This is a genomic window from Magnetococcus sp. PR-3 (assembly GCF_036689865.1).
Classification (GTDB): Bacteria; Pseudomonadota; Magnetococcia; order Magnetococcales; family Magnetococcaceae; genus Magnetococcus.
In genome coordinates this window covers 14475-37424 of the sequence record NZ_JBAHUQ010000025.1, presented here as the reverse complement: position 1 = coordinate 37424, position 22950 = coordinate 14475, and the positions used below count along the sequence as shown (strand labels likewise).

Here is a 22950-nt window from a genome sequence, read left to right as displayed (position 1 = left end):
ACCACCAGTGGCAGCATGACCGTGAATGGTGATGTGGGTATTGGTCTGGGGAGTGGTGGGGGTATCCGACTCTCTGCGGTTGGGGGTGGGCTAAACCTGAATGCCGATGTAGATGGCGGACGTAGTGATATCTCTTTGCTGGCTGATGGAACGATTCTTCAAAATGCCGGCTCCGATGTCATAACCGCCGGTGGTTCCATTGATATGGCAACAACCCTTGGCGGTATTGTTCAGGAGGATAGTGCCACCCTCAGTACCGGTGCATCGGATGAAGGCGATATACGTCTCTCAGCCCAAGAAGATATTGTGATTAGCCAAATAGAGGCGGGTAGTGGCGCCATTGCCATTATCTCTGACAATGGCTCTATTTTAGATGGTGGGGACAGTGGTACAGACCTGAGTGGGGCTGCCGCGTTGCTGCAAGCTGGCGGTAGTATTGGCACCACAGGTAAGGATGGTAATGGTCTGGAGGTGGCACTGACCACAGTGGCGGCTCAAGCAGCTGGGGATATTCATCTATTTGACAGTGATGGGATCACCCTTGGTGAGGTCTCGGTTTCTGTCACACGCATTGGTGGTTCTATCCTCACAGAGAGTGGATCAGGCGTTCTAGTGACCGCTGATGGCGCTGTCGTGATCTCCGCTGACAGTGGGGCCATTACGGTTAACGATGATGTGCAAATTACCGGTACAGGTAACCTCTATTTAGCCAGCGGTAGTAGTGCCGATGTTCTGCTCTACAGTGGTATTAGTATGGAGTCTGGTGCGTTAACACTGCTGGCGGGGCAAAATCTGGTTTTGGGTAGTGAAGCCCAACTGTTGGTTGGTGATGGGGATATGGATCTGGCGGCCTTGGGTGGTAGCCTAACCATGGCTGCAACCTCAGGGGCAACCACCAGTGGCAATATGCGCTTAGCTGCAAACGGATCCATAACCCTGGCTGGGTTGGATGCCGGCGATGGGGCCATTTGGGTCCAGGCTGATAGCGGTTCTATTGAAGATGCAGGCGATGAAACTCTTGATCTGGTGGCTTCAGCCATTGGCATGACAGCCTCTCTGGGTATTGGTCAGAACAGCCGGTTAGAAACCCGAGCGTCCACCATGGCCGCAAGAGCGGGTAGTGGCGGTATTAGCCTGGATGAAGAAGATGGGCTAACGGTTGATGCCATTGAGGATGTACTGATTGATCGTGTGGGGAGTGATGGCCGTACCAGCAGCGAAAGTGAACAAGGCTTTGGCCGGTTGGTCACCAGTGATGGGGGGTCCATAGAACTGTTGGCCAGTGGCTCAGTCACTGTTGAGGCTGGGGATCTATATGGAGAAGAGGCTGGTATTGATGCCCAGGGTTCGGGCTCGGTCACGGTGGCCATAGATGGCGATCTGTCGGACTTAACCCTCAACGGTGGGGTACAAAGCGACAGTGGTGCCATCAGTATCCAAGTCGAACAGAACATTACCCAAGCGGCTGATACCTCTATTCACACCGATGGAAATACCATCAGCCTAACCGCAACGACTGGAGATATCACCCAGGCTGCGGGCGCCAGTATCGTCTCAGGTAACAGCGCCAATGGTGATATTACCTTGACCGCAGGGGATGATGTGCAGTTGGCCACGGTAGATGCCGGGGCTTATGTTACTTCAGAAGTTGATCTCTATACTCAAGGCGCGCATGAGACAGGTTTGACCTCGTTGGGTGATGTCACCATTCGTGCGGGGGGCTCGGTAAGTGGTGGTCTGGGTGAAGATGTAGACCTCATTGCAGCCAGTGTGAGCGTTAGTTCCGGTGAAGGGGTCGCGAGCCTGACCATGGCCGCCAATCAGTTAACCGCCTCTGCCACCACGGGTGATATTGAGATCATTGATCTGGATGGCTTGGGTGAGACCAACAGCGGCCTGAGTGTTGCCAGTCTATCGGCCATTGCTGGTTCGGTTTCCGTGACCACCGATCATGACCTATCCGTCACCACGACCACCCAGGAAGTTGGACTAAGCCTAACCAGTACCCGTGGGCAGGTAACAGTTACCGCTGCCACAGATGCAGATACCGTTGATCTACAGGCTGCGGGTAACCTTAATTTGGCCGATTTAATTCAAGGTGCCACCTCCACACACTATGTGACAGGTGGAGATCTGGCTCTAACGGCAGATGAACTAGGTAGTGTGCACTCCGAGAGTTTAACCATCGCCAGCCAAGGCTCCCTGGACCTGGCCATAGATCTAGATGGTGTGGGTAGTGCTCAGCTCAGCTCGGATGGTAGCGTTACCCTAAGTGGCACTTTGAGCGATGTCGGTAGTCTGGCGGTCACGGCGCAGGGTGAGTTAACCGATAGTGGCAGCATCACTTTGAGCAGTGATAGCACCATCGATGTGGATGAATTAACCCTTAAAGCAGCCAACAGTGTGGTGATCAACCACAACAGCAGCAGCGCTTATAGCTTTAATGGTCAGGTGGAAGCTCTGGAGGAGGGACAGAACCTTGCCAGTGTGTCCATCAACAGTGGTGCCGGTTTCTCTATGGCGCAAACCGACACGCTGTTTATCCATACCGATGAACTAAATGTTACGGCAGCTGGGGATATCTCTGTCAGCCACACCACTGCATCTATGGCGTTTAGTGGGGGTACGCTAACCAGTTCCACTGGAGGGGCCGTCACACTCTCCGCCCAGGAAGATCTCTCCTTAGGTAGCATGAACCTTACCTCCAGCAGCGGTACGGTTGAACTCTCTGCGGGTGGAACGTTGAGCCACAACCACAGTGGTCTGATCAGTTCGACAAGCCTTACCGCTTCAGCGACAGATGCAATGTCGCTGGTTACCCATGTAGAGAGCGTGGTTGCGACGCTTACCGGTAGTGGTCTGTTACAGATCACAGAAACGGATGCCATCGCTCTGAACAGTGTCAGCGCGGCTGCTGGCATGGTTGAAGTGGTCAGTGGTGGCACCCTTACCGCCACCCATGTTGTTGCTGACAGTCACGTTACATTGAGCGCCAACAGTGGAGATGTTGCCGTTGGATCCGTCACGGTGGATACCACCGATGGTCTGATCTATATCGGTGCCCAGAGTGGCAATATTTCTGAAGATAGTACGCAGGATGGGGACAGTGACCTAACCGGTTATGAGGCCAACCTGCAAGCTGGTGGAACGGTTACGCTAAACAGCAGTGCCTATAGTTGGGCCAATAACGAAGCAGATGGTGGTCTTGAACTGGCTTTGACCCAAGGTGCCGTCAATACTCTGGATGCCGAGCATATGCTGGGTGACCTGACCCTGGATGATGCACTGTTAACCTCACTAGGTGTTGCCTCTGGTGCAGATTTGGTCTTAAACACCACCGGATCCATTACCTTTGGCACCATTACAGAAGGCGCTTTGAATAGCGTTAGTGTCACTGCACGGGGTGATGTCTCCATAGCTTCAGCACTACTCAGTAGTGTGGACAGCACCATCCTTACCGATGGAGATCTGTTGGTCGCAGAGGGGATTGATCTCACCACCACAGGTCATTTGTCACTCAGTGCCAATGGGGCCATTACAATGGCCGATGGCAGTGCCATTAATGTGGATGTTGATGGTCAACTTGATTTGGCCAGCCATGGTAACGGGGATATTCGTATCCATAGCACAGATACTTTGACCGTGGGCAGTGTTGCTATGGGTGAAGGGGCTTTGGCAATCAGTGCGGCGGGGGATCTACAACTAACGGCCCTAACCAGTGCAGCAGCCACAACAGCAACCTTAACCACGACAGCCGGTACCTTGACCCTCGGAACGTTGGATCTGGGGCATTTAGGTAGCATAAGTGTCGTGGCATCTGGGGATGTCACGGTCGTTGATGACAGCAGCTTGGTACAAGGGCGCTCGGCCAGTATCAATAGTGCTGGTACCATCACCCTGAATACCGCGCTGGATCGATTGGCCATTTTGGAGGCCAGTTCCGCAACCCTTACCCAGACCAGTGCAGGTGGTGATCTGGCCCTGGAGCGTATTGAACAGTCCGACAGCTACAGCGGCAGCATAACCATTGCCACCAGCGATGGTGACTTAACGGTATTGGATGAGGGAAATGCCTATACGACTCAGGGCAATCTATCCCTGACCGCTGGGGGGGATGCTTCGATCCTGGATCTGCAAGACACTCTGACTTCCTTGGCAACGGTTACATTAACAGCGGGTAATCAGGTGGTGGGTAGCGTTGCTGGGGAAACAACAGAGATCAGTGCCGATACGTTGGTTCTGGATGTCGGCCATAAAGCTGGTTTGATGGGCGACGCCCTGCGTACAGAGATCAACACGCTGCAAGCCGCCGCACACAACAGCACCATTGTCATCGCGGACCAAGGTGATCTAACCCTTGGCGGCAGTGGGGTTAGTACGGTTAATGCTGGCCATGTGTGGATTACCGCGACCGATAATCTGACCGTTGCAGCCCAAATTGATCTGGGTGCCGGGGAGGGGGACCTTCATCTAAGCGCTCAGCAGGGAACGTTAACTTTAGGCTCCAGCATCGATGGCTTTTTGGTGGATCTGGAAGCAGGCCTGGCCATTGAACAGTCCAGTAGTGATGCTGTGATCGCTGCGGATGATCTAAACCTGCTGGCTGGCAGCACGATTGGTTCGGCCACCCAGGTTTTGGATATGAATTTGGATGACACCACCACCGCTGTTGTTAATGTGACAGCGGCTGGTGATATGTATCTTAATGAAACCAGTGGAGATATGGATCTTGGGCTGCTGCAATCTGCCACAGGCCAGATCACTCTCTCCACGGAATCCGGTTCTTTTGTTGATCAAGCGGCGACAGAACAGGCCAACCTTATTGCCACAAGTCTGTCCCTAACCAGTGTGGGTGGCGCTATTGGTCGTAGCGAAAATGGCATTGAAACAGCCACTTCTACCCTGGCGGCCTCTGCACAGAATGATGGGCTAAATCTACAAAATAGTGGGGATTTGACCGTCACCAGTTTGAACCTCTCCGACGGCAGTGGCACCCTGCTGCTGGCGGTGGATGGGGATCTGAACATCACCGGTGATGTCACCATGACCGCGGGTACGACAGGTACCATGCGTCTGGCCAGTAGCAGTGCCGATCTCACCCTTAGTGGAGATTTAACCGCAGAGGGTACCACCGCTTCGATCTTTGCTTATGGGGATCTCACCCTCAGTGGTGCCGTACAAACTACGGAAGGTTCTTTAGATCTACAATCCAAGACCGCATCACTTACCCAAAGTGGCCGCTTAACCAGTGGAACCATCCAGTTACTGGCCGCCGATGATATGAGCGTGGCTGATGTTCAAGCGACAGATGTTGTGCTGCATGCACAGAGTGGATCGATCACCGATGGTGGAGATACACAAACCGATATTCAGGCGACCAACCTGATCCTACGCGCTGGGTTACAGGTGGATGGGCTGGAAATAGCGGTAGAACATCTGGCTGCAGATGTTGGTGAAAATGGCCTTAGTCTGACAGAGGCAGACACGCTCAACGTGGGTTCCGTAACCGTTGATATCTCAGAGGTTGGCAGCGATGGAAGCACCGGTGTGGTGCAAAGCAGTATGACAGGTTTGACCTCAGCCGCGGGTGGAAGCCTATCGGTATCCAGTACAGTAGGCTCTATAACGGCCGATGCGATGATCCTGGCCCAAGGGGATGGGACCATTAGCTTGGCCGCACAGGGGGAGGACTCCACCATAATCCTCAATGCTGATGTGCAATCTGAAGCGGGTAGCATCGCTTTAAGTGCCGATAATCAGGTGATCCTGGCCGCTGGATCTGGCCTGTATGCGGATGATCAGTTGATTACTGTGACAGCTGCCGAGGGATTGAGTGCACAAGGCGGGTTCGCCTTTAGTGGTGGAAGTGGTCTTTTGAAGATCGTTGGTAACCAGACCATGGTGGCTGGTAAAGATTTAACGTTCCGTCTGGATAGTACAACAGCAGCCAGTGAGACCATTGGTAGCCTGCAGAACAGTCCCTTTGGTGGGTATGACCAAATTGAGGTCAGCGGGGAGCTGACCCTAAGTGGGACCTTGGATGTAGATTTAGGTGAAGGGTATGAAGCGGTACTGGGTGACAGCTTTGAGTTGATCACCTTTGGTACGCTTTCAGATCGGTTTGAGGCGGGTGAAGGGCTGTTTGGCTTTGGTGATGGCGGGCTTTATCTGGATATCGTGGTTACCAGTAACGCCTTAAGCCTGGAGGTCGCCGAGCGGGTTTCCAGTGACTTGGTGGAGATTGAAGCCAGCACGGAGCAAGATGCCAATACCATTGGTACTTTTTTGAATAGTGGGTACTTTGGCTACGGCAGCTTTACCGCCAGTGCTGCATTGACCATGGGGGCGTTCCTTTATACCGATGGACCCTTGCAACTGGTTAGTAGCGTCAATGAGGTGGAGCTGTCCGATGACACAACCGTAGCGGTAGAGATGCTGCGTATTGGTGGTGAAAACCTGGATGCTTTTGCCGGCATTAACGGCCCTGGCTCCAACCCTGATGCTATTGGCTTTGACCTGGATGGCTTTGATTTTGGTCTCAGCCTGTTTAGTGAACAGGATGGTGACCGTGTTTGGAGTGGCTTATATGGCGAAGCGGCAGAGCTGGCCCCTCAGGGGTTGGAAGGATTTAGCTTAGAGGCCAGTAATGTATCGGTAACCATTAATCAGGGTAGTGACAACAGTACGGTTGTGGATTTGGCTGGCTCACCACTGGTGGTGGATACCGGTAGTGACAGTGTGACCCTGGATATGGATGGCGACCGGGGAGAAATGCTGCGCCTGGCTGGTGACTTTGAGCTGGGTATAGCTGACTTCTTCCATGTTTCAGGCTCCCTTGGTTTTGAAAAATCCCATACCCGGGTGGCCTTGGCCGATGGTTCGGTTGTAGATACGGACATGATCACCATTGGTGGTGAAGGTTTGGATGCCTTTGCCGGTATTGGTGGCCCCTATGATGCCAGTGATACCGAGAGTGATGCCATTGGCTTTGCGCTCAGCGATGTGGCGTTTGGTATGGCATTACTGACGCCAGATGCCGATGAAGCGTTTGTCCAGGGGTTGAAGTGGACCAGCTTGGAAGCCACCGCTGGTGAAGCGGCCTTTGTGGGTATACCTGAGGTCACGTTGGCGGTGAATGATGTAAGTGTGGCGATCAATCAGGTGGATGGTGGTTCTCTATCCGACTCTGAAGCCAAGCTAAAGGTGGTGGATTACAACCATGATCCACTGGCCATAACCACCGGTACCGGCACCACCATAGATCTCAGTATGGATGGTGGTCAGGGTGAATTGGTCCGTGTTGCGGGTGAAATGACCGTATCTGTCTCGGACTTCTTCCATATTAACGGCGATCTGGGTTTTGAACGCTCCAGTGATACGGTGACCTTGGCCAACGGTACCGCTGTGGATGTCGATCGTATGACCCTGGGTGGTGATAACCTCAATGGCTTCGTGGGCATTGGTGGACCTTACTATGTTGATACAAACCAGGACGGTGTGATTGACGGCAACGACACCCCCAATGGTTCTGCCAAAGGTTTTGCCATTAATGATGTTGAGTTTGGCTTGGCCTTAATGACCCCAGAGGCTGGACAGGTTGAAGTCGAGGGCATGACCTGGACCGCCCTGGATGCCTCTGTAGAAACAGCCTCTTTTGTTGGATTACCAGATGCCTTGACCTTTACCCCCAACGATCTTGGGGTGGCCATTAACAAGGTGGAGGGGGCTGAGGCCAAAGCCGATGCAGATGATTGGGTGATGGATCTTTCCAACACCCCGCTCGATGTCGTTACCGGTACCAACCAGAGCATGGTTCTGGATTTAGAGGGTAGCCGTGGCCAGATGACACGTGCCTCTGCCGCTGTAGATATGGGTGTTTCTGAGTTCTTTCATGCCAGTGGCTCTGTGGCTGTAGAGAAATTTAGCCAGTCCGTAACCTTAGCGGATGGCACCACCCTGGAGACCGATGTTCTGGGGATTGGTGGTGAGGATCTAGAAGGATTTATTGGGATCAACGGACCCTACCTGATCGACAGTGATGGGGATGGCGATATTGATGAGTGGGACAGCGTTAACAGTGCTTCTTTGGGCCTGGTCGCTGCCCATGTCGACTTTGGCCTGGCGTTACAGTGGGCCAAGGATGGTGAAGGGTATGAGGATACCACTTGGTTCGGCCTGGAGGCCTCTGTCAGTGAAGTGGGCTTTATTGGCGCCCCCATTACCTTAAAAGCTGAAAATTTGGAAGTTGCCATTAACCGGGTTGAGGGTCTTGACGCGGGGATGGGTGCCGATAACAAGGTGATCGACTTCAGTGAAGATGTCGTCACCATTGCGACCGGTACCAGCACCACCATGGATCTGGATATGGATGGGGGTAAAGGGGAGCTGATTCGTGCCACTGGTGATGTTGAGATCTCTGTCGCGGACTATTTCCATGTCTCTGGCTCTTTGGGCTTTGAACAGTCCAGTCAAGATGTTGTCTTGGCCGATGGTACCCAGGTAGAGACTCGTATGATCACGGTTGGTGGGGAAGGTCTAAACGCCTTTGCCGGGATCAGCGGTCCCTATTTGGTTGATAGTAATGACGACAGTGTCATTGATGATCTGGACACCCCTAATGATGATGCCTTGGGCCTCTCACTAGGTGATGTCTCCTTCGGCCTAGCGATGGCAGGGGCCAAATCTGGTCAGGCGTTGGATACCGCCAGGTGGGTTAGCTTAACCGCACAAGCAGGCTCTGTCGATGTGGTTGGGGTGCAGGGACTGACGCTCAATGCACGGGATATCTCTGTTGAGATCAACCAGGCCAGTGGCATTTATGGGGTCGATATTGATGATAAAGTCATCGACTACCAGAGCCAGGCGATCACCGTTCCTACAGGAACAGGCTCCAGTGTGCAACTGCTGATGGATGGCAGCAAAGGGGAGATGATTCAAGCCTCGGGTTCGGTCGATATCTCTGTCGGGGATTTCTTCCATGTCTCCGGTGACTTGGGCTTTGAAAAGTCCAGCCAAAATGTACAGCTGGCGGATGGCTCCCTGGTAGAAACAGATATGATGACGGTTGCGGGTTCCAACCTCCAAGGGTTTGTGGGGGTCGGTGGTCCTTATAAGACCGACACCGATGGTGATGGGGATATTGATGACAGTGACACGGTGAATGAAGAGGCCGTGGGTCTCTCCCTAAGCAATATGGATTTTGCTTTGGCCATGCTTAATCCAGACAGTGAGGCTACAGAGTATAGCGGTTATGCCTGGACGGCTTTAGATGCTTCGGCCGATGAAGCCGCCTTTATTGGTGGGGATGCCATCACCCTTTCTGCGCAGGATGTCCGGGTATCCATTAACACCGTTTCTGGTGTGGCTGATGGGGTGGATCAAGGCGATAAGGTTATCGATTTTGCGATCCAACCGTTGGAGGTCATTGCTGGGCCTGATCAATACCAAACCTTGGGTATTGATGGATCCTTAGGTGTGGTTGCCCAAGCTGAAGCCCATGTGGAAATCAACCTGGGGGGCTTTGTTCAGCTGGATGGTGCTGTGGCGTTTGAGCGCAATAGCCGAACAGTGACATTGGATGATACAACGTCGGTTGAGGTGGACATGCTCACCATTGAAGGTGAGAACATCCATGCTTTTGCGGGCTATGACAGAGGGACAGAGCGGTTTGGCCTGGAAATGACCGACCTGGACTTTGGCCTTGCCTTAGCCAATGAGGTGGATGGCGATCGGAACTGGACCTCGTTTATTGCTGCTGTGGATAGCATGGGTACCACCGGCATGGATGATTTTGGTCTGACCTTAACCGGGGCCTCTGTCTCTTTGCTGAGCAACAGTGGTAGTGGGACGGATACCGCCATTAATTGGGGCGCAGATAGCTGGACGATGGAAAACGGTCTGGTGCTGAATAGTAGTGGTGAGACCACCCTCTCTATTCAGGCAGATGTACACATTGCTCTGGCAGATGCTTTATCTGCAGAAGGTTCCATTACCTTTACCCAAAGTGAGTTTGAGGTCACTCAGGGCGATGAGGTTATTGAGGTGACCGGGCTGGTGGTTGGTGCTGCTGATCTATCCGCAACCATCAGTGCAGAGAACTTTGGGGCTAATGCCTCCGTGAGTGTGGCAGATCTGGATATGGGGTTGGCCCTGCTCACCGCGAAGGCTGATGGCCGTAACTGGATGAGTTTGAATGCGCAGGCTGACACCGTTGCGCTGGATGTTTTGGATCTTGGGCTGGGGGATATCACGCTGGAGGCCAATAATCTTGGTATTCAGGCTAACTCGGCCAGTGGAACCTATCATGGCGCTGCGTATACCCAGGTCATGGATTGGTCGGAAGAGAATCTATCAATCTCTGCTGGGGATGAAACCATCATCCTGGATTACAGTTCAGCTCAAGGTGACTTTGTTGCTTTGACCTCGAATGTGGCCTTAACCGTTGGCTCTTTACTACAGGCCTCGGGAGATGTGGCGTTAACCCGTGCTGGTAGCCGAACTGCAACCATGAGTGATGGTTCGACACGGAGCATGGATGTGACAGCTTTGACGGCCAGTGATCTGGATATTGAAGCGACCATGGGTGCTGTTGGCTTTGCTTTGGATGATGCCAATCTTGCCTTGATGATCCTGGAATCCACCGGTTCTGAAAGTGGTACCTTCTACGGCTTGCAAGCCGATGTGGATAATCTCGCCGTTACCGGTATTCCTGGCATAGCGATCAGTGCCAGTGCAGCTTCAGTACAGCTAAACAGCAGTGATGGTGGCTTGAGTGTCGACTTCAGTGCAGGGGATCTGGATGGGGATGGCGACAGCGATGGTCAGACCTCATTGAGCATGGGTTCGGACACCGTTGATCTAAAAATGGCAGAGGCGATAACAGATATCTCAGGTTCCATGACGTTGGGGCTTGGTACCGACCTGTTTGATTTGACGGGTGACTTCCGCTTTGTTGAGCGTGGGGATGTCATCCAGATTGGTGGAGCCAATGTTAACGCAGCCTTGGATATTAATGGCTCAGGGGTTGGGCTTGAAAATGGCAAACTGGGGTTGGTCATTAATAGTGAAGGTAACTTTGCCTTAACCGGCAGTGGTGTGGCCTCCATCTCCGTCAATGACTTTACCGTCTTTGGTGGTGTGACACTGGATATTAACCGCACAGGTGAAGCGGTAGATGAGACCATTACCGTGGGTGGTGAGTCTATAAATGTTCTGTTTACGGATGAGTCCGATGGTGTGGTTGATTCGGTATTTGACGATATCACCGATCTGGCCTTGTCGGATAACCCCAATGAGGCACTTGATGTTTCATTGGAAGGGAATATGGCTGGCTGGGTCTATGATCTGGCAGATAATTTGGTGGACCTTCAGGATCAGTTGTTACCAACCGCCAGTCAGGATGCCGATGGTAATGACATTATTGAGTACAGCCCCTTAAGTGAGGCACTTCCGGTCGTTAATAGCTCCATTAGCGCATTGTTAGGGCTGCAAGAGCTGTTTGAGCTGGGTAACTACATGCAGAACTATCTGCATGAAGCACATATTCCAGGTACAGATCGTGCCGATACGACCTATAGCCATTTGGCTGCTGTGACCTACCCTGAGTATGGGGCCAGCTTAAACGATATGCTGGACTATTTAACCACCAACTGGTTAAACAACCTGCCTGCCCAAGATGGTATGGGGCTTGATTTTATTCAGGATGAAAATGGCTTTACCCTTAGTTTTGATCATGAAGCAGACTATACCCTAAACGATCTGGAGCTGAAGCTGGGTGAGGATGTAGAGCTACTGGGGCTGGAGTTTGATGGTGGCTTTACCATGGATATGGGCGTGACCAGTGATATCGACTTTGATCTGAGTGTGGATTGGAGTGATGGTGTTGCAATTGATTTTGATCTAAACACGCTGGGCTTCCAAGCCAATGTAGAGACCGATGATCTGGAACTAACCGCGTCACTGGGCCCCATGTCCATTGGTGTGGGGAGCGAGAGTGGTGAATATGGCAGCTTAAGTGCTGCTCTGGGTGGTTCTATCTCCCTGGTTGATGGTGATTTAGCCTTCACCGCTGGGGACAACGCCATTGATATTGATCTACCGCTCTATGCCACCTTAGCCGGGCATGACTTGGGTGGGGATGATGTGGCACGGGTGACGTTGAGTGGGGATATTTTTGGTGGTGATGGCTTTGCGTTTACCGCTGAGAATATTGATGAGCTGGTGAGCTATAAAGCATTCTCTGTCACCAACATGATCACCATGCTGCCAGATATTGCGGACTATCTGGATACAGTGAATATCTCTGACAGCTTTATTGGTGAAATTCCCTTCCTGGATGCCTCTTTAAGTTATTTGCTGGATTTGGGGGATGCCTTTGCAGACTCGGTGATTGATAAAATTGATTTCAATCGGCCTGTGGTTGAACTTTCCAGCGGAACCCATGGTGCGATGACCCTGGCGTCCGATCTGTTTATCGATGAAACCGCAAGCTTTACCGGTGCGTTAGTCGGGAACTCTGTTGTTTTGGCCGATGGTACCAGTTACCGCATTAGTGAGGTAACCAACAGCTCTACCCTGGTTCTCAATGTAGAGGCCAAAGCGGCTGGCAGCGATCTGGCCTATACCATACAAGAGCCGACAGAACGTATTCAGACCTTGCAGGAGTTCATCGATGCGGTGAACGCTTCCAGTCTGATCCCCAATGGTGTTGAGGTTGCTTTTGATGTTGAGACCAGCGAGCTGGTTATTCCCATTGCCTTCTCGGTGGATAAATCTCTGACCTCTGACATTAATCTGGGCTTTGACTTTGGGGATGCCATCGGCCTGAGTACAGATGCTGTAGCCTCGATACTTGCCGGGATTGAAGGTGGTTTGGAAATTGTCGTCGATCTGGATGGGTTGGATGGTGAAAGTGCCCCAGAACTCTCCGTACAGAACATCTCCTTAGAGGGCTCTGTCGATGTGGATCTGGATGATTTGGAAGTCGATGTTTCGCTTGGCTTCCTCGGTGCCAAAGCAGGTGGTGTGGGTAGTGGCTCCGGACTACACCTCTCCATGGATGCGGCCATTAATATGGATCGGGATCCCGATGCTGTAACTGCTGGGGATACCCGCTTTACGGTCGAAGAGCTGTTGGATGGTACAGCTTTTGACGCCTTTAACTTTGCGTTGGAAGGGGATGCCTCCGCATCGCTCAAAGGTTTAACTCTTACCGGTGGTATGGATGCGGAGCTACCCATCGCGCCAGATGCTGAAATTGGTATTTATATTCAAGACATCACTGACTTTGACACCATGGAGGTGATCAATCTGGCTGCTGGCGAGTCTTTGGATCTGGATGCCCTGATCACAGATGGAACGCTGGATGGAACGGAAGTGGTGGCGGTATTACCAGATCTGGGTGATGCCTTTAACCTCTCCAACCTTAGCTATGCTGATGTGATTGCTGGTGTGCAGATGGGGATTGATTTCATCATCGATACCCTGGATGAACAGCCCTTCTATACAGAGACCTTACCGATTATCAACAGCTCTCTGAGCGATATTTTTAACTTCACGGAAGGGTTCCTGGATCAATTGGCGGAGGCCAACTCCATTGAAGATGCCCTGTTCCAGCAAGTAGAAGCGTTGTTGGAAAGTGCCTTTAATATTGAGGATGACAATACACGGCCTGTTGGGCAACAGAAGCTGGCACTGATTCTAGATGGGAATGTGCTCAACATCCGCATGAATCTGGAAGCGATGTTTGAGGAGATCTATAACTTCTCACTGGATGTCGCATCCATGCAGTCTCTTGCGGGTAGTCAATCCACTGGTCTGGATGGACTGGCCAACCTAACCAACTTGTTGGATGGTGGTGGTGAGATCGCCCTGCAAGCTGGGGTGGATCTTATGCTGGACATCGGTATTGTCTTGCCACCCAGCTTGAACGAGTTGGAAGAGATGGAGTTGATCCTCTACGACTATGTCTCGGCAGAGGATTCCAGTGATGGCTTTGAGCGCGGCAACCGTCTGGATCTTACCGCAGCAGTGCTGGGACAAGATCTAACCTTGCAGATGTCTGCGGGTGCGCTGAAATTAGGGGTGGTTGATGGTTATGTGGCGCTGGATGGCGATGGCAACCCTGACACCCATGATGAAGTACAGCTATCGGTCTTCTTGGATCAAGACAGCAGTGATACCAGTAGCAGTGACGATGGAATTTTCCATGTCGGTGAAGAGAATCTACTGGATAACCTGAATGTGGACCTTGTGGGTGGTTTCAGCCTGGAGCTACCTGTGGCGTTGGATATCAACGGTACGGTGATTGAACTGGGTGATCCCTTATCTGTTGCGACCAACCCTGTCTATGGTGACCAGGGGTTAGAGCAACTGTTCTTACACATTATCGGTTCCGGTGAAGCTGGTTCTGACTCCCCCATCGTCTTTACCTACCCAGATATTCAACAGCTCTTTAAAGATAATGGCGGCTCCAACGCGCTGCTGGATCTTCTCTACAACCCTGACCATATCATTGATGGTGTCGATATTGGCTTGGGCGCCCTGCAGGATGTGTTTGAGTCTGCCATGAACGCAGATCTGCCCATTATCGGTGATAAATTGGGGCAGGCTGCCACCATGATCGGTAGCTTGCGCACCGGCCTGTTGAATGATCTGCGTGAGAAGTTTGGCGGCAACGGTAAAGTGGTGGAGATTGTTCAACAGACACTGTTTGACGCCTTTACCGCCCTGAATATTCTAGAAGATAGCAATGCTGATGGTGAACTGAGCCTCGATGATATCCATGTCGGATTCTACGATGCCGATGGCGTGCTGCTGGCTGACTGGGTACCAGATATGGAGCTGGAAGGCATTGATGCCGATGCCATCCAGTTTGACATGGATCTGGGGGGGGTACTGGCGGCGACTGGTCTGGACATTCCTTTGGAAATTGACCTGCCTGGTTTTGGGCTGGATGTGGATGGTGGTTTTGCCTTGGAGGTTGATTGGAGCTACGACTTTGGCTTCGGTTTATCTACCGAAGATGGCTTCTATCTGAACACCAACAGTAGTGCTGATGATCCTGAGTTGGAGCTGGGGGTTGAGCTCTATCTGGATGGCACACCTCTGGATCCAGATACCACGCTACCTTTTGAAGCCACGGGCGAACTGCTCTTCTTTGAAGTCACGGTAGAAGATCGGGATCGAGATCCTAATACGGACGGCTTCCAATCCAGTGGTATCCGTGGTGGTCTAGAGCTGGACTATGCCGGTAATGAGGCAGGTCGCTTGACGGTTAACCAAATATTGGCCAAACCTCTGGATACCTTTGATATCAACTTTGGTGTGGATGCAGGTATCCGGCTGGGCATGGAGCTTGGTATTGCTGATGTAGGTGGCTTGCCTAAGATGAAAGGGGATCTGGTCTTTGACTGGGCCTGGGATCTACAGAATGGTCTGACACAAGAAGCCACGGTAGATATTGAATATCTGCGTATGGATGTTGGCTCGTATGTGGCAGACTTCCTACAGCCCATTGTGGATAAAATCTACAACGTTCTGGAGCCCTTTAAACCGATTGTTGAAGGGATTACAGAGCCCATTGCCGGTCTGGATATTCTGCTCGATGACCCCACGCTACGGGGTGTGATTGATAAGATCGTGAAGATCAGCGGTGAAAAACCCATTAACTGGGCCTTCCTGGATGCCGCCAATGCCATTTATGATCTGGTCGATGTACTCAAAGATCTGGTGGATAGTGGTGGAGAAATTCTACTGGGAGATATTGTTGGCCTGGGTAGTGACGTGGTGGAGTCGGTTAAGGCGACCAGTGAAGGGTTGCAGGATCTCGATGGTTTGGGATTGGGCCAAGATGTCTTGTTGGATTGGTCGGATGACATGCGCAGTGCCCTGGAGGGTATTGAAGAGGATGCTGCTGGTGGTGGCAAGGTTACGGATCGCTCGGGCTTCCAGATCATGCCTTACATTACGGACATCAATAACTGGATGCAGATCTTCACGGGCGGCGATGCCACCCTCTTTACCTATGAGATGCCACTACTGAGCTTTGAGTTTGATTTTGACACCATCTTGGCCACCATTCCCTTGGGAGCAACACCCTTTGTGGTGAATTTGGGCGCCTTTGGTGGGGTCAGTGCCTATGCCGACCTGGCCTTTGGTTTTGATACCTATGGCATTCGTCAGGCGATGGATAGTGGTAACTGGTTACAGGTGGCAGATGGCTTCCATGTGCTGGATTACTCCCTACCTACCTACGTTAATGGTAAAGCCGTACCAGGAACGGGTGGTGAAGAGAAAGATGAATTTGGGGCCAATTTTGAGATCGGTCTCTATGCCACAATCGGCGTACCTATGTTCTCCATTGGTGTGGGCGGTTCGTTGGATCTCACCGTGGGTGCAGACTTGCAGGATATCTCCTATCCAACCTTGACCAAGGATAGTGAAGGTAATGTGGTGGATGTTACCTGGGAGAGCGATGGTAAAATTCGTGTCTCTGAGATGATCACCATGTGGGAGTATCAGGATGGTGGCCCAGCCAACCTGTTCAACCTCAGTGCGGATCTGGATGGTAACCTCTACGGTATTATCAAAGGTCCTTTTGGGTTCTCTCTCAAAATTAAGCTCTTCTCTTTCAATATCTTTGAGCTGGAATATAACGCCCCCAACGTGCAGCCTGAGCTGGCCCATGTGGAAGGGGATACCCTTTATGTCCACACCGGCTCCCGTGCTGGGGACCGCTTGTGGGGCAGCAATACCGATGACATCACCGAACTGGTTAATCTGTATGGGGATAGTGACTCGGTAGGGGTCGAATATGACGGTTACTATCAGACCTATGACAACATCACCAATATTGTTGTGGACCTAGGCAGTGGCGATGATGTTCTGGATGCCTCCTTGCTGGAGGGTGTTTCGGTAACGGTGGATGGTGGTATGGGTAATGATTCCATCTATCTCGGTAAGGGTGGTGGTACCGTGCGTGGTGGCGAAGGCGATGACACCATCTATGCGGAAGGGGAGTCTGATGTTGCGGTTGCCCTTTATGGCGATGGTGGAAATGACCGTCTATACGGTGGGTTGGGGGATGACCTGCTCGATGGTGGGGATGGTGATGATCGTCTTACCGCCGGACGGGGGGATGATGAGCTAACCGGTGGGGCAGGTACCGATAAATTGCTGGGTGGGGAGGGGGATGATACCTACCGCTTTAGCGATGGCTTTGGCTATGAGCGTTTGACCGATAGCAGTGGTGAGACCGCCATTGATTTTGCAGAGGCTGTTGGTGATCTGAGCTTTAACAGTACGGTTTCTGTTCTTGAGATCAGTGATGGTGATGAAAACCTGCTGCGGGTTAGTGGAACAACCGTCACCGATCTGCACTTGGGGCAGGGGGATGATAACTTCTCCATGCTGAAGTTCTCTCATGAACGCTTGGATGTTCATGATGCTGGTGGTGACGACCGTTACCGAGTCACCTTTGGGGATCCGGATGCGACCCAACGTCCAGGTATTCTGTTCATTGATGATACTTCCGGTCTCGACCATGTGCAGTTGGAGCAGGCCAATGGAGAGCATGCCCTGTTACTGGCCAACAGCGGTGTACTAAATGGGCAAGAGCAGGTGCGTTATGAACCGGAGGCCGTTGAACGGCTAACGGTCATGGGCAAAGGCTCGTTGATGGATGGTGAAACCATTGAGTCGATCGCGGGTTCTGTTCTGGTTAGTAGTATGAAATCCAGTGAAACACTCACGTTGGAAGGTGTCGGGCTTCATGTGATTGGCAGTGATGTCACCATCGCCAGTGCCATGTCAGCAGATTATATCCAGGTGGACTCCAGCCAGAACTTTACCGTGGAACATGCCCTTACCGCCATTAAGGATGGCTACATTGATCTGCGTGTCTATGATGATCAAGCCCTGCTGAATATTGAGGCTGACCTTGCCGTAACAGCCACCGTTGAAGGTGAGCAGGGTGCGGGTTGGATTCGCTTGGTCAGTGATGAAGGTCAGGTCAACCTTGATGAAGGGGTTCAGCTCCACAATAGTCAAGGCCACTTGGTCGTCCGTGCTTCAACCCTGGATACCGGAAGCGAGGCTGTGCTTAAAACAGAGGTCGGCTCTCTCTCAGTATTCCTTGAGCAGGGGGATTTGACGATTATTGATGTGGATGATCTGACCCTGGCCAGTGAAGTTGGTAGTGGTTATGACATTTCAACCTTGGCATCCAGTGATTGGATGAGCACGTTGGGAGATGAACTGGCCATTGGTTTGGGGGCTGGTGAGTTGATGGTGCAGGTGGTTGCTGCGGATGCTGTGCTTGGTCACAGTAGTGGTGAGGTGGTTTTGGCTCAAGCAGAAGCTGATGTTACCTTCTTGGCCGATGATCTAGAGCTGTTGGCCGGGGTTGGGGCTATTCAAGGCAGTGGTGGTAGCCTCACGCTGCAAACGGTCTCAACCCAACGCAGCTACCATTTGGGGCAGGATGGTGTGGCGGCTGGCTCCCTGGGGCTGAACAGTGCTGAAATCGCCAGTATTGATAGTCATTGGCAAAAACTGACCTTGGGTCAGCGTAGTGATGCTAACCAAACTTATCATCACACCATAACGCTGGATGGTATTACCCTAAGCCATGTCATGGACCTGCAAGCAGCAACCATTGAGGTGGTTGGACAGTTGGTCGACAACAGCAGTCAGCTGAATGTGGCAGCAGATCAAATTACCATTGGCCCAGCGGCTCAGGTAACCAGTCAGGATGCCGATAGTAGCTTGACGCTGGTGGGGGATGTTGCGGTGACCATTGCCGGTTCCATCCATATGTCTGGGGCAAATAACAGCCTACAGATCCAGAGCGGCACAGATCTGGATGTCAGTGGACAGATTAATCTGAGCGGTGTGGGATCTACTGTTAATGCCCAGGCTGCGGGTTCGATGGTGGTTTCGGGTGATCTCAATGCTGGGCAAACTCTGCAGTTCACCAGTAACACGTTCCAGATGCTTGCAGGCAGTGAGATGACCACCACAGATGTGGGTAGCCAACTGACCGTTACCGCGACCCAATCACTCGAGGTGGCCGGTCAGATGGTGGCAGGTGGTGATCTGTTGATTGCCCAAAATGCCCCAGCTATGAGTGCCGATAGCCGTATTTCCTTGAAGAGTGAAGGGGATATTACCCATACCGGTGGTCTCTACGCTTCTGATGAAGTGAACCTGATCTCCTCTGGGGCTTCCATTGCGGTGGATGGTGTGGTGCAAGCTGGGCACTTGATTAATGCTCAAGCAGAACTGGGTATGACGGGTGGTAGTCAGGGTGAACTGACAACAACACTAGGTAGCACCATCTATCTGTTGGCCATTAATGGGGATATCATCATGCAGGGAACGTCAGGTTCCACAGGTGGTGATATTGTCATGCGGGCAGATCGGGGTCAAATTCAGCAAAGTGGTGCGAGCTTTAGTGGTCAAACCCTCACAGGATCGGCAGCAAACGGCTTTAATGTGCAAACTCAGGTTAGCCAAGCGGATGTAGAGATGCGTGGCCCTGGGGATATGACACTGAATAACCAGGGTGATTTGTTGGCCAACTTAAAAGCGGGCTCTGGTAACATTGCGGCCAATGTTGTCGGAAACCTCGGCTTTGAGAACTTAACCACCTTTGGCAATATTGTGTTGAATACCAGCTCGCTGACCCAGCTGCGCAGTGATTTGCCGCTCTTTGCTAATGCACTCAGTGTGACCTCTGGCTCCATGTCAAACTTGGATGTTGAGATCAACACCCTCTCCTTAAATCTGACGGATAAAAAGGCATCGGCCGAGGGGGTGAGTATTCATGATCGCAACAATCTGGATATTGTCGCCCTGAACCTGGTTTCCTCTACCGATCTCATCATTGATGTTGGTGGGGGGGTGATGAAGCTGACGGATTCAGGTTCTGTACCTGGAAACTTGTCACTTATTCTGGATGGCTCCAATAAAGATTTTGAAAAAGTAGGGGATATCATCAAGCCCTTCCTGCAACAAGCCATGTCTGGTGTGCCATCAGGACCTACAGATGGAGCCCCAGGTGATGGGCCTGATGATGGGCCTTCTACTGAACCGGGTAGTAATCCTTTAGATCCTGTTGCGCCACCACCTCCTTTGGGTACCAATGCCCCAGGTGAGAGTATTTCTGGTGTGAACATTCTGGATGGTGGGTCAGGCTCCCATTCGCTGCTTCCTGTCCCCATTCTGGGCAGTGGTGGTGCCCCAACATCCTCTTCCAGTGGGTCATCGACCTCAACAACCTTGAGTTCCGGGGCATCTACACTGGCAGGTAGTCGTGCTTTTGGTGGGGGCAGTAGCTTAAGCGGGAGCAGTAGCCTTAGTGGGGGCAGTCCCTTTGGGGGCAGTAGCCCATTTGGCGGGGGTAGTCCCTTTGGGGGCAGTAGTCTAGGTGGTGGAAGTGCCTTTGGTGGCAGTGGCCTGGGTGGTACCTCAGCCGGTGGTGGCCTAGGTGGCACCTCAACCGGTAGTGGCCTGGGTGGCACCTCAACCGGTAGTGGCCTGGGTGGTACCTCAGCCGGGGGTAGTCTGGGTGGTACCTCAACCGGGGGTAGTTTGGGTGGTACCTCAGCCGGGGGTAGTCTGGGTGGTACCTCAGCCGGGGGTAGTTTGGGTGGTACCTCAGCCGGGGGTAGTCTGGGTGGTACCTCAGCCGGGGGTAGTCTGGGTGGTACCTCAGCCGGGGGTGGCCTGGGTGGTACCTCAGCCGGTGGTACCTCTGGAGGCAACTCTTTAGATGGTTCTGGAGCCCGTGATATCAATGATGGTTCCACGTCGACAGGCTCGGGAGCGGATACGACAACTCCAACGGATACGGGGAGTGGTACAACAACCCAGGGTACAGAGCCTGCGACAGAACCGGGTACAAATGATGATACACAGACGGCCCCGGAAGATGGCACGTCTGAACCAGAGGCTATGCTGGAACTGCGCTCCTTGATGTTAGAAAAGTTGGCCGCTTTACCGACTTTGGAAAATAACAGTGCCCTGAAAGCAGTATTGAAAGGCCAAAAGATTGATCCACAGCCACAACCGGCTTCCACCGATGGTAAAGGTGAGAAAGCGTAAATGGCTTTAATCTCTGCAGCACTGCGTCAGCAACTTGAGGCTCTTTATGCCTTACGTGCCTGCCATGCCGATGTGACTCAATTCTGGCCCGATTTGATGCGTCAAGTCGGGCAGATGATTGGGGCAGATTGTGGTTTTCTTATGGTTCAGGAACAGGATGTGACGTGGAAGGTCCTGGCTGACTGGCAGGATGAAGCCCGTTTGACCCCCCAAGGTTTAACCGAAGAGGGGTTGCAAAGCTTTGCGCTGGAACTGTTCGAAAAAGGTATGTTGGAGCGCCCTCATCAGATCGGTGGGCAAAACCATGCTTTGGTGGGGGTTAAGCTGGTTTTGGGCGAAGGTCAGCCCCAGAGCTTACTGATCTTTCATCTCTCTAGTTCCATGCTCGAAGCGAGTATGCGTCCCCAACGCGCCATGGTTTTAGGCATGGCAGCGGATCTGCCCCGGACCTATGCGGGTAACCTGAGCCAGCATGATCAAAAGCAGGCTGTTCACAGCACCACTCAAGCACTGGATATGCTGGTGCTTATCAATGAAGACCGCAAGTTCCTTAAAGCGGCCATGACCTTGTGCAATGAGCTAGCTGCGCGGTATCAATGTGTTCGGGTCGCGTTGGGCTGGCAGGTCGGAGCCTATATTAAAGTGCAGGCCATCAGCCATTTGGAGCAGTTCAAAGGTAATTTGGAGGCCCTGCAACGGCTGGAAAATGCGATGGAGGAGGCGGCGGATCAGGATCAAGAAATTCTGTGGCCTAAACCAGCGGCTGAAACAGCTATTGTTCGAGATCATGAGCGCTTAAGTCGCCATGAAGGGGTGAACTATCTTATTTCACTACCGATCCGTATTGGCGGTCAGGTCGTGGGGGTGGTTACCTTGGAGCGTATGGAAACAGGTTTTACCTTGGATGACGCCCAGGATCTGCGCCTACTCAGTGATGTGATCAGTCGACGGTTGCATGATCTTAAGCGTACCGACCGTTGGGTTGGGGCGCGTATGGTGCAGGCGCTCCGTCAGGCGGCATCAGGTCTGTTAGGTCCTGAACATACCTTAAGTAAGCTGGTGGGTATGTTGATCACGGCCTCTATCCTTTATCTGGCCATAGCCCAATGGACCTACCGAGTAGAAGCTGACTTTCAACTCCAGACCGATAATGTGCTTTTTTTAACCGCACCATTTGATGGTTTTTTGGCCCAGTCTCATGTGCAACTGGGGCATCAGGTTCAGGCTGGGGATTTGATGGCCAATATGGATGTTAGGGAGTTGCACCTGGATGAATCTTCCATCCTGGCCGATATTCTCTCCCACAGTCTGGCGGTCGATAAAGCCAAAGCGCTGGGCAAACTGGCCGATATGCGTATTGCCCAAGCCAAACGGAAACAGTCTCGGGCTCGGCTAAAACGGCTTCGTTATATGCTGGAGCATGCCACACTTCGTGCACCAATGGATGGGGTGTTGGTTGAGGGGGAGTTGGGTAAAATGTTGGGCTCCCCCGTTCGCAAGGGTGAGGTGTTGCTCAAGCTGGCCACCACCGATGATCTTTATGCTGAGATAGAGGTGGATGAAACGGAAATTCATGAAATTAAGCCTGGGGATGTGGGGGAGATCGCTTTTCGCAGCCAGCCTGATCTCAGTTTTCCTATTGAGGTAGAGGTTATTCATCCTGTTGCGGTCTCTCGGGAGAGTGCCAACCGCTATATTGTTCGAGCAAAAACCACGGTTGAAGCGGCCAATTGGTGGCGACCGGGTATGAGTGGTGTTGCAAAAATTGAGGTGGGGGAACGTCGGCTGTTTTGGATACTCTCCCATCGGACCGTTAACCTTTTACGTCTCCTGTTCTGGTACTAG

The 22950-nt window shown here is 52.3% G+C and carries 2 protein-coding genes (1 of these 2 cut by a window edge); both read left to right on the top strand.

What is annotated here, in order from left to right; translation table 11 throughout:
- Positions 1-21105 carry the 3' portion of an LEPR-XLL domain-containing protein gene (locus V5T57_RS13840; protein ID WP_332891826.1) on the top strand. Its footprint begins 17478 nt before the window's first position, so the window shows 21105 of its 38583 coding nt (coding positions 17479-38583); its start codon lies off the left edge, out of view; it ends in the stop codon at positions 21103-21105.
- Complete coding sequence (locus V5T57_RS13835) at positions 21106-22950, top strand: GAF domain-containing protein (protein ID WP_332891825.1); 1845 nt, start codon at positions 21106-21108, stop codon at positions 22948-22950.

Excerpts from the sequence above, each read along its gene's own strand:
- V5T57_RS13835 (WP_332891825.1), top strand. The coding sequence starts at position 21,106 with ATGGCTTTAATCTCTGCAGCACTGCGTCAGCAACTTGAGGCTCTTTAT.